At 41.4% G+C, this 9,853-nt stretch carries 10 protein-coding genes; 6 read left to right on the top strand and 4 right to left on the bottom strand.

The genetic code is table 11. The annotated features are described in order from the left end of the window. Positions 1-247: 247 nt before the first annotated feature. The 3 genes from AC1DO4_RS26640 to ubiE all read right to left on the bottom strand — a co-directional run bounded on the left by AC1DO4_RS26640 (position 248) and on the right by ubiE (position 2,579). Entirely contained in the window at positions 248-1,006 is a 759-nt protein-coding gene (locus AC1DO4_RS26640; RefSeq protein WP_477420803.1) for an SDR family oxidoreductase, read from the bottom strand. Positions 1,007-1,116: 110 nt separating this feature from the next. Further along, complete coding sequence (gene porT / locus AC1DO4_RS26635) at positions 1,117-1,842, bottom strand: type IX secretion/gliding motility protein PorT/SprT (RefSeq protein ID WP_477420802.1); 726 nt, start codon at positions 1,840-1,842, stop codon at positions 1,117-1,119. A 5-nt stretch (positions 1,843-1,847) separates the two neighbouring features. Further along, positions 1,848-2,579 (bottom strand): bifunctional demethylmenaquinone methyltransferase/2-methoxy-6-polyprenyl-1,4-benzoquinol methylase UbiE, encoded by a 732-nt coding sequence (ubiE, locus tag AC1DO4_RS26630; protein ID WP_477420801.1) that lies wholly within the window; start codon positions 2,577-2,579, stop codon positions 1,848-1,850. A 556-nt stretch (positions 2,580-3,135) separates the two neighbouring features. Between ubiE and AC1DO4_RS26625 the strand changes: the two genes are divergently transcribed. Further along, positions 3,136-4,509 (top strand): Gfo/Idh/MocA family protein, encoded by a 1,374-nt coding sequence (locus AC1DO4_RS26625; protein WP_477420800.1) that lies wholly within the window; start codon positions 3,136-3,138, stop codon positions 4,507-4,509. A 35-nt stretch (positions 4,510-4,544) separates the two neighbouring features. Beyond that, positions 4,545-5,282, top strand: a complete 738-nt coding sequence (locus tag AC1DO4_RS26620; RefSeq protein WP_477420799.1) for a 3-keto-disaccharide hydrolase — start codon at positions 4,545-4,547, stop codon at positions 5,280-5,282. 534 nt (positions 5,283-5,816) lie between these two features. Here AC1DO4_RS26620 and AC1DO4_RS26615 read toward each other — a convergent pair. Next, entirely contained in the window at positions 5,817-6,308 is a 492-nt protein-coding gene (locus tag AC1DO4_RS26615) for a VOC family protein (RefSeq protein ID WP_477420798.1), read from the bottom strand. Between the two features lie 188 nt (positions 6,309-6,496). Between AC1DO4_RS26615 and yihA the strand changes: the two genes are divergently transcribed. From yihA to AC1DO4_RS26595, 4 genes are all read left to right on the top strand, one after another. After that, a complete protein-coding gene (yihA, locus tag AC1DO4_RS26610) occupies positions 6,497-7,120 on the top strand; it encodes a ribosome biogenesis GTP-binding protein YihA/YsxC (RefSeq protein WP_477420797.1) in 624 nt (207 codons plus the stop codon). Between the two features lie 6 nt (positions 7,121-7,126). Continuing rightward, positions 7,127-7,981, top strand: coding sequence for a UbiA-like polyprenyltransferase (locus tag AC1DO4_RS26605; protein WP_477420796.1), 855 nt, complete (start codon positions 7,127-7,129; stop codon positions 7,979-7,981). Further along, complete coding sequence (locus AC1DO4_RS26600) at positions 7,969-8,574, top strand: Crp/Fnr family transcriptional regulator (protein ID WP_477420795.1); 606 nt, start codon at positions 7,969-7,971, stop codon at positions 8,572-8,574. The genes AC1DO4_RS26605 and AC1DO4_RS26600 overlap by 13 nt, the downstream gene beginning before the upstream one ends. Before the next feature lie 176 nt (positions 8,575-8,750). After that, the gene (locus AC1DO4_RS26595; RefSeq protein ID WP_477420794.1) at positions 8,751-9,683 is read left to right on the top strand and encodes an NAD-dependent epimerase/dehydratase family protein; all 933 of its coding nucleotides are present in this window, start codon (positions 8,751-8,753) and stop codon (positions 9,681-9,683) included. Positions 9,684-9,853 lie beyond the last annotated feature (170 nt).

The raw sequence follows: 9,853 nt of genomic DNA, 5'->3' as shown, positions 1-9,853 counted from the left end.
CCCCTAAGACGATCCGGCTGTTTAGCCAGCATAGCCAGTTTTATATCCTGGTCTATTTGTGTTATTAGTGACATGTGTTTTAATTTTAGATATGCAGATTTCAGCTATGCAAATTATGTTTTTTAATTATTGAATCGGTGAATTTATTTAATGCGTAAGCCCCAGGTGTATAGGTTAAAAATTAATGATTTCAAATATGCAGATCACTTTGCTCATTTGCATATCTGCACATCTGAAATCGGCATATCTATTTTCTGAATATATTAGTAGCCGTTGCCTGGGCTGTTGGCATAATCACCAGGTCGTTGATATTTACATGAGCCGGCCGCGATGCTACAAACCAAATGGTTTCGGCAATATCCTGTGCTATCAGCGGCTCAAAGCCATCGTAAACCTTTTTGGCGCGGTCCTTATCGCCTTTAAACCTAACTTCAGAAAACTCTGTTTCTACAGCGCCGGGATGAATAGCCGTAACTTTTATTCCGTGCGATAACAGGTCAACCCGCATACCTTTGTTTAACGCATCAACAGCGTGCTTGGTTGCGCAGTACACATTACCATTAAGGTAAACTTCTTTGCCTGCTATTGATCCTAAATTAATAATGTGTCCTTTACCATTACTTATCATCCAGTTTGATACCACACGGCTTACATAAAGCAAGCCTTTTATGTTGGTATCAATCATCGTTTCCCAGTCGTCAACATCCCCATTTTGTATCGGATCCAATCCCTGGCTCAAACCGGCATTATTAACCAAAACATCCACCATTTTCCATTTTTCCGGTAAACCCTCCAGGTTTTCAATCACCTGCTGGCGGTTGCGTACATCAAATGATAAAATGGCAATCTCAATGTTATATGTATCATTTAAGTGTTCAGCCAGTTTTTCAAGCCGGTCTTCCCTTCTGCCGGTTAATATCAAATTATAACCCTCACGGGCAAATACATGCGCAGATGCCTCGCCAATTCCGGCAGTTGCACCTGTAATTAAAACTACTTTACTCATGATAGTATGATAACTATGGCCGCGAAATTATGTTTTTTAGTTTGAATTATTGTTGTATTGAGGTAATAAGCCTCACCCAAATTCTCCCCCGGTAAAGATATAGCGACGGCTTATTCAAAAAACAAACTAAACATTACCGTATGTAATGACAATTTGCTGATAGGACTTGAAAAAGGGTGATTCTCTGGCACCAATATATTACCAAATGAGTTGGATATTTTAATTTGCGGCGAGAGTTTAAAAAATTCAAAATAAATATCACAGCCAAGGCCCGCTTCATATGAACTAAATCCGCCGGCATTTTTTACCAGCTTATCCAATGGGTCTAAATTAGCTTCATTTTTTTTCGAGCCGATGGCCTTGGTGTATTTAACGCCGCCTAAAATATAAGCCCTGAAATCGCCAAGCCTGTCGGATTTTATCTTGAACGACAGCGGTACATCTACCGAAGTGGTTTGTACCTGTTTTATCTGATTTTGATCGGGGTTGGCATACGTATAAGTTAAATTGCGATCGGCAAAAACCAACGATGGGGTAACGCGTACTTCAAAATGCTCTGTTACAGTGTACCGGGTTAAAAAACCTATTGCAAAACCAGGGGTACTTTTTGAACTGATGCTGTTTAACGAGTCGGTTACATATTGATTGTTGGTGGCATCAAAAAATGGTTTGCGCCAGTCGGGCTTCTTTACTATTTTAAAATCGCTGCTAACATAATTGAAGCTAAACCCAAAACTCAGGTCTTGCTGATCGGCACCTCCGCCCCATGCAGGTACATTTTGTGCAAACAAAAGTTTGCAGCAAAACATAAGGCATACAACTAAAAAGCACCGCATTTTGATCATTTAACGCCGGTATATATTGAACAGATACCAAACGCCAATGGCCTGTGTTTGGTATTCTTAAAACCTACTTTATCCATTAAAGCAACAAAACTTTCCCCATCCGGGAAAGCAGCTACAGACTCGGGCAAATAACTATAAGCCCTTGAATCTTTACTAAACAATTTGCCAATACCAGGTGTAATATAGTTAAAATAAAAGCTATACAACTGTTTTATAGGGAAGGCCCGGGGTTTTGAAAACTCCAGTACTACCGCTTTGCCGCCCGGTTTTAATACCCTTTGAATATCGGCCAAACCAATTTGCAGGTTCTCGAAATTACGAACACCGTAAGCAACCGTAACAGCGTCAAAAGCATTATCATCAAAAGGCAGTTTTTCCGAATCTCCAAGTTTTACTTCAAACTTATGGCCAAGGCCTCGGTTTTGAATCTTTTGCTCAGCAATATCCAACATGCCACGGGAAATATCCACACCAATTATTTTATCCGGATTTAACGCTTTCAGGGCTTCGAAGGCAAAATCACCTGTACCCGTTGCTACATCAAGAATTAGTTTGGGCTGATCCTTTTTCAACTCGTTTATAGCCTTTTTACGCCAGATGATATCAATCCCTAATGACATAAAATGGTTCAGGAAATCGTATGTTTTTGATATATTGTTGAACATATCGGCCACCTGTTCTTTTTTGGTTGCCTGTTGATTGTTATACGGAGTTATGGTTTTGCTCATTTTTTTAAGTGGTGGCAAAGATAGTGATTGTATCACTATTGCGTTTACCTGGATGGATTAAGTTGCAGGGAAATTGCTTTTAAAACTAAATTAAAACTTTCATCATAGCGATGGGTTTGAAACCCATCGCTATTTGCCAATATGCTGTGCCAACAGGTTCATTTAATAGATTTTTCTGGCGTTTGACCATTTAAATATCTTTTGGCTAAAGCCCTAACTCATTTCTGCCAATTTAACCGTTGGCTGAAGCCCAACGGCAATGATTTAAGGACTGATCCCGTTTAAAGTAGCTAAAAGTCCATTGCCCTCCCATTTATGGGGCGGTAGCGAAGAAACAAAAAGCGGCTTCAGCCAAAATTTGCCATGCAGATATTCTAAAAGCGATTTACCTGGATGGATTAAGTTGATCAGCTTGTGTAAATGTTAAGTCAATTCCTTAATTTTAAAAACCAATTCTTTTAAACCAGTTCATAACAGGTCTGCCCTTAAATGGAGCTACCGGGTTTTATAAGTTCTTATAAATTAACTAAAGTACATTAAGTTCATTGCCTTATCTATGAAAGAAAAACAAGAATCATCACGCCGGAGTTTTATCAAAAAACTAACTACAACCACTGCAGCTGTCGCTGTTGGCAGCAACCTTTTCGCTTCCGAAGGCACTGTAAAACCCTTTGCCATCCTGAAAAGAAAATTAGGCTATGAGCTAAATGACCAGATTAACATTGCGCTTATTGGCGCAGGTGGCATGGGTAATAGTGATACCGATACAGCCCTCAAAATTCCAGGTGTAAAACTGGTTGCGGTATGTGATTTATATGATGGCCGCCTTAAAGATGCGAAAGCAAAATGGGGTGCTGATATATTTACCACCCGCGTTTATAAAGAGATCCTGAACCGCAAGGATATTGATGCCGTAATTATAGCCACGCCCGACCACTGGCACCAGCAAATTTCTGTTGACGCCATGCACGCCGGTAAACACGTATACTGCGAAAAACCAATGGTACACGCCATTACTGAAGGCCCCGCCGTAATTAAAGCACAAAAGGAAACCGGTAAAGTTTTCCAGGTGGGCAGCCAGGGTGTATCATCATTAGGTAACGAAAAAGCGCATGAGCTGCTAAAAAGCGGGGCCATTGGCGAGCTTAATTATGCCGAAGGTTTTTGGGCGCGCCGCGAACCACTGGAAGTTTGGCAATACCCCATCCCGGCTGATGCATCGCCACAGACACTGGATTGGGAAACTTACATCAGCAATACCAAAAAACGACCGTTCGACGAGAAACGCTTTTTCCGGTGGAGAAACTATACCGATTATGGTACAGGTATGGCAGGCGATCTTTTTGTGCACCTGTTTTCGAGCCTGCACTTTATAACAGATTCTGTTGGGCCAAATAAGATCTATGCATCGGGCGGGTTACGTTTCTGGAACGATGGCCGCGAGGTACCCGATGTATTGCTGGGTACTTTTGATTATGGCAAAACAAAGGCACACCCGGCCTTTAATTTATCGTTACGCTGCAATTTTGTTGACGGCACCAGTGGTACCACCTACCTTAAATTGGTTGGCAGCGAAGGCTCCATGGACATTACCTGGGATAAAGTGACCCTGAAACGGAACAAGACCTTTGCCTCCGACGACCCATTTTACCTGGATAAACTAAAAAAAGCAGGCAGCGGTTATGCCGAACGTAAAAAAATGCTGCCGCCCGAAGAGATCATCTATGACGCCGATAAAGGCTACATGGGCGGCCCATATGACCACATGAATAACTTCTTTAACGCTATAAGGAACAATGGTAAAGTAACCGAGGATGCCATATTTGGCTATCGCGCTGCTGCCCCTGCCCTGTTATGCAACGATAGTTATTATAATAACAGCCCCATGTTTTGGGATCCCGAAAAAATGCAAACAATCAAAAAATCTTGAACTAACCAATTGTAAAACAGCAGTAAATAAATAACATGCAACAACAATTAAAAAAACTTGGCTTGGTAATGGCCGCAGCGGCATTAGTTTACGTACAGATATCGGCTATCACAGTAAAAACACCGCCCCATACAAAAAAATCGCATACCCAAAAAGCCGGGTGGGTAAAACTATTCGATGGTAAAACATTGAATGGCTGGCACGGCTTCAACAAAAAAGGCGAGGTAAAAAACTGGACCATTGTTGACGGGGCGCTGGTATGTTTAGGCGCCGCAGAGGGCGATACCGGGGGCGATATTGTGACCAACAAAGCCTACACCAATTTTGAACTGGAATGGGAATGGAAAATTGATAAGGGCAGCAACAGCGGCGTGCTATACCATGTAATTGAAGACCCCAAATACCACGCTACGTATAATACCGGCCCCGAATACCAGCTTATAGATGATGAAGGCTGGCCCGATAAACTGGAAGAATGGCAAAAAACCGGCTGCGATTATGCCATGTACATACCCAACACGCTTAAAAAAACAGAGCCGGTTGGTAAATGGAACACAAGTAAAATTGTATTCAATAACGGCCATGTAGAGCATTGGCTCAATGGCTCAAAAATAGTAGCCTTTGAAGCCTGGACGGACGAGTGGACCAAGAAAAAAAACGAAGGCAAATGGAAAGAATATCCTGATTACGGAAGCGCCAAAACAGGCTTAATTGCCCTGCAGGATCACGGGCATAAGGCTTATTTCAGGAATATAAAGATAAAGGAGCTATAACACGATTAAAGGATTTTGCAGGATTGACAGGATTTTTAGATTGTAGCGGCAGATTAGTGTCAAGTCATCAGTACTAAGTCGTAAGTTATAAGTAGGACCTGTTCTTTTTTGACTTCGAACTTAAGACTTTCGACTAAAAGGCAAACGTCATTTCAAGGTTGACACAACAGGCACCAGCGTTTTTATCATACAAACCGAAACGCCCGATAATGCACCCATAAAAAACTGTTCAGCTCGTTGCAATATTCGACAAAAAGCGCAAAATTTTGCTTATATTTGAGTGTGAAAAATAACCCTGTTATCTGTAAAGGATAATAGGGTTATTTGGTTAAAAAGGGAAGCTCTTACCATCCCTCATTTTTAGTTAAACATTTATATATCAAACATTTAAATACTTTTTAAAGGTTCAAAACCACAATAGCTTGGATGAGTTTGGTATAAGTTTGGTGCACCGAAGGATATGCTAAAGGTATTGTAAAGGTATCGGCAGGGATATCATAAAGGCGAAAATATCAACTTTAAAAAGTTTCACTGTTAGCCCTTAATAGTTGCCAGTAAACCTTCAATATCCAACCTACGGGTAAACATGATCATATCGCCATTTTCATCAACCGGCCAGTTTTCTTTTGGCCTGTCCCAGTAAAGTTCAACTCCGTTTTGATCGGGATCATTCAGGTAGATGGCTTCAGATACGCCGTGGTCTGATGCACCTGTGATAGGATATTTGGCATCTATAAGGCGTTGCAGGATCAAAGCCAGATCCTTACGTTCCGGATAAACAATAGCCGTATGATACAAGCCCGGCGCATACTCAGGTGCCGGTGAAGCCCCTTTACTATGCCAGGTATTTAAGCCTATATGGTGGTGATATCCCCCGGCAGATATAAAAGCAGCCTGATCACCGTATAACATCATTTTATCAAACCCTAATAAACCACAATAAAAATCAAGTGATTTTTGCAGGTCGCTCACCTTTAAATGCACATGGCCAATGCGGGTTTGGGCGGGTATTTTATAGTCGTTCATCTTCGTTGTTGTAATATTGTAAAGTTACAATGTTTTAATATCGGCTTTGTTAGCCTTATGTAAAATATGTTTAAACATCCATTTATGATTTTATTATACTTGCAGCGTATAAACGGCCCAACATTCCAACTTTTCAACCTTACACAACATCCCAACAACGTTAAAAACAAAAACCCTACCTTTGCAGCATGATTGTTAAAACGGCCGAATTTATTTGCAGCAATACCCAGATCTCTAAACTACCGCCGCCTATCAAAGCGGAGTATGCATTTATCGGGCGCTCAAACGTGGGCAAATCATCCCTTATTAATATGCTAACGCAAAAAAAGGGATTAGCAAAAACATCGCAAACACCGGGTAAAACCCAGCTCATCAATCATTTTTTTATTAATGACAGCTGGTATATTGTTGATTTACCAGGCTATGGCTATGCTCGTGCATCCAAAACAAATAAAGCCAACTGGAACAAATTTATCCATAGCTACCTGGATAAGCGCGAAAGCCTGCAATGTGTGATGGTGCTGATAGACAGCCGCCTGGAACCCCAAAAAATCGACATTGAGTTTTGTAACTGGCTGGGCGAAAAAGGATTGTCGTTCGTGCTGGTTTTCACCAAAGCTGATAAACAATCAAGCGTAAAAACCGACCAGAACATTGCCAAATTTAAAAAAGCCTTAACGGAGACCTTTGAGGAATTCCCGCAATATTTTGTAACATCTGCCGAATTACAGGTAGGGCGTGATGAAATTTTAGGTTTTATAGATAATATAAATAAGGATTTTGTAGTGCCGCATTTTGAACCAAGAGATTAATTTTAGATGAAAAAATACCTTTCATTAGTAACCTTTACGCATACCATATTTGCCATGCCGTTTGCATTCATCGGCTTTTTTTTGGCAGTAACCACTACTAACCACTCCTTTGATTGGCGCAAGCTGGTTTTAATGGTGCTATGTATGATCTTTGCCCGTAACTCGGCCATGGCATTTAACCGTTACCTGGATAGGGACATTGACGCGCAAAACCCGCGTACCAAACAACGCGACATCCCATCTGGCAGAATCAGCGCACCGGCAGCTTTAACTTTCACCTTAATTAACTGCGGGTTGTTTGTTGCAGCCACATTTTTCATCAATCCATTATGTTTTTACCTATCCCCAATTGCCTTATTTGTAGTAATGGGTTATAGTGCTACCAAGCGCTTCACCGCACTTTGCCATTTGGTTTTAGGTTTAGGTTTATCACTGGCCCCTATTGGCGCATACCTTGTGGTTACCGGGGCATTTGCCCTGACGCCTGTATTTTTCTCCCTTTCGGTTTTATGCTGGGTGAGTGGGTTTGATATTATTTACGCCCTGCAGGATGAGGATTTCGATCGCAGCCAAAATCTTCATTCAATCCCTGCTTATTTGGGTAAGGTGAATGCTTTAAGGTTATCAACCTTTTTACATGTGCTTTCTGCCCTGTTCATTATGATGCCGATATTTTTTACGCAGGTGGGTATTCTTTATTATGTGGGTATTGCTTTCTTCTGCGCAATGCTTATCTACCAGCATTTGCTGGTAAAGCCTAACGACCTGAGCCGCGTAAACTTTGCCTTTATGACCACCAATGGCATTGCCAGCGTAGTATTTGCTGTATTATTTCTTTTAGACAGAATATGGAAACACTAACCGCCATTAATAAATTCAGAGAACACGTTGAAGTATACGTTTCGATGAATGATGTGGAATGGCAGATCTTATTACCCCTATTGGAAGTATGTAAACTTAAAAAAAAGAAAAACTTTGCCGAACCGGATAAGGTTTGCAGCCACATAGGGTTTATTGTAAAAGGCTCAGTACGATATTTTCATGTAAAAGATGGCGAAGAGATAACCGGTTACTTCAGCTTCGAGAACGAACTGCTTAGCTCGTATAAAAGTTTTTTAACCGGCACCCCAGGTTCCAATTACATCCAGGCCCTGGAGGATACACAAATAGTTACCCTTAACTATAAATCCATGCAGCAGGCTTATGGCCATGAACTCATCGGGCATAAAATGGAGCGTTTTGGCAGATTGGTAGCCGAGCATTATCTTATCTGCTACGAAGACCGTGTAACGTCCTTTGTAACACAAACTCCCGAAGAACGCTATAATAAACTATTGGAAACCGGCGGCGAAGTACTACAGCGCATCCCACAGCATTACATTGCCAACTTTTTAGGGATCACCCCCGTTTCGCTTTCGCGGATCAGGAGAAGGATCATGAAAATAAGCGCCTGATAAGCTAAAGGCCAAAGGCGTAAAGCTGAAAGCCGAACCCTGTATCTTAAACTCTAAAAAACAAATCCTAAATCTCAATCGGACATTTCAATTCTGAAATCCTTTTTTCTTATCTTTTGTTAACGTTTTGACTTTCAACGACGCTATATCTTTGTTGTAACAAAAACGAAAAAACTATGCATACTATATTAGGAGCCGGCGGCGCAGTGGCAAATGCCCTCACCCGCGAATTGATGAACACCAGCGAAACCATCCGTTTGGTTAGCCGCAAACCAGTAAAATTTACCGGCAAAAACATAACCTGGCAAAAAGCCGACCTGTTGAATTACGAAGAAGTTTTATCCGCGGCAAAAGGGTCAACGGTAATTTATCTTGTTGCCGGCCTGGTTTATGATGCAGCCATCTGGAAAGTACAGTGGCCCATCATTATGCAGAACGTCATCAACGTTACAAAAGCAACAGGCGCACGATTGATATTTTTTGACAACGTATACATGTACGGCCTGGTTAACGGAGCTATGACAGAGGATACGCCCTATCATCCCAGCAGTAAAAAAGGCCAGGTGCGTGCAGGCATTGCCAATATGCTGATGAACGAGGTAAAAGCCGGGAACATCCGTGCTACTATTGCCCGTGCACCCGACTTTTATGGTACCGATTCACTAAACAGCTTTGTAGATATCATGGTGCTTACCAAATACGCAGCAAAGCAAACAGCCCAATGGATAGGCAACCCGAATAAGAAGCATAATTTCATTTACATCCCTGATGCAGGCAAAGCCATGTTTTTGCTTGGGCAAAACCCGGATAGCGATAACCAGGTATGGCACTTGCCTGCTCCGCCAGCTATTACCGGCAAGCAGTTTATAGATGTTGCAGCCCGGGTTTATAACGTAAAGCCTAAATTTATGCGCATCAACAAATTAATGTTATGGCTAACAGGCCTGTTCCAAAAAGTAGTAATGGGGATTGTGGAGATGTATTACCAGTATGATCATGATTACATTTTCGACAGTAGTAAATTTGAGAAAGCCTTTAATTTTAAGCCAACAAGTTATGAAGACGGATTAAAGGAGTTGTCGAAGACATTGTACAAGGCAAAAGCATAATTCAGAAAGATCCGGTGTCAGTAAATTCCGAAAGGTAAAAAACAGCCTTCGGAATTTACTTTTTTAGATTTCCTCTTTAGAACATATGAATTAAACGCTTTCCGGGCTTTACACTTTTGACTTTCGGAACAAAAAAACTTCCGTACTAATCTGCATATTTGCACATCTAT

Source organism: Mucilaginibacter sp. P5_A6 (assembly GCF_056400585.1).
The sequence above is the reverse complement of the archived record's forward strand: the minus strand, read 5'-3'. Positions and strand labels throughout refer to the sequence as shown.

Bases quoted from the DNA above. Each gene is read 5' to 3' on its own strand.
- AC1DO4_RS26640 (WP_477420803.1), bottom strand. From the start codon at position 1,006: ATGAGTAAAGTAGTTTTAATTACAGGTGCAACTGCCGGAATTGGCGAG.
- porT (WP_477420802.1), bottom strand. From the start codon at position 1,842: ATGCGGTGCTTTTTAGTTGTATGCCTTATGTTTTGCTGCAAACTTTTG.
- ubiE (WP_477420801.1), bottom strand. From the start codon at position 2,579: ATGAGCAAAACCATAACTCCGTATAACAATCAACAGGCAACCAAAAAA.
- AC1DO4_RS26625 (WP_477420800.1), top strand. From the start codon at position 3,136: ATGAAAGAAAAACAAGAATCATCACGCCGGAGTTTTATCAAAAAACTA.
- AC1DO4_RS26620 (WP_477420799.1), top strand. From the start codon at position 4,545: ATGCAACAACAATTAAAAAAACTTGGCTTGGTAATGGCCGCAGCGGCA.
- AC1DO4_RS26615 (WP_477420798.1), bottom strand. From the start codon at position 6,308: ATGAACGACTATAAAATACCCGCCCAAACCCGCATTGGCCATGTGCAT.
- yihA (WP_477420797.1), top strand. From the start codon at position 6,497: ATGATTGTTAAAACGGCCGAATTTATTTGCAGCAATACCCAGATCTCT.
- AC1DO4_RS26605 (WP_477420796.1), top strand. From the start codon at position 7,127: ATGAAAAAATACCTTTCATTAGTAACCTTTACGCATACCATATTTGCC.
- AC1DO4_RS26600 (WP_477420795.1), top strand. From the start codon at position 7,969: ATGGAAACACTAACCGCCATTAATAAATTCAGAGAACACGTTGAAGTA.
- AC1DO4_RS26595 (WP_477420794.1), top strand. From the start codon at position 8,751: ATGCATACTATATTAGGAGCCGGCGGCGCAGTGGCAAATGCCCTCACC.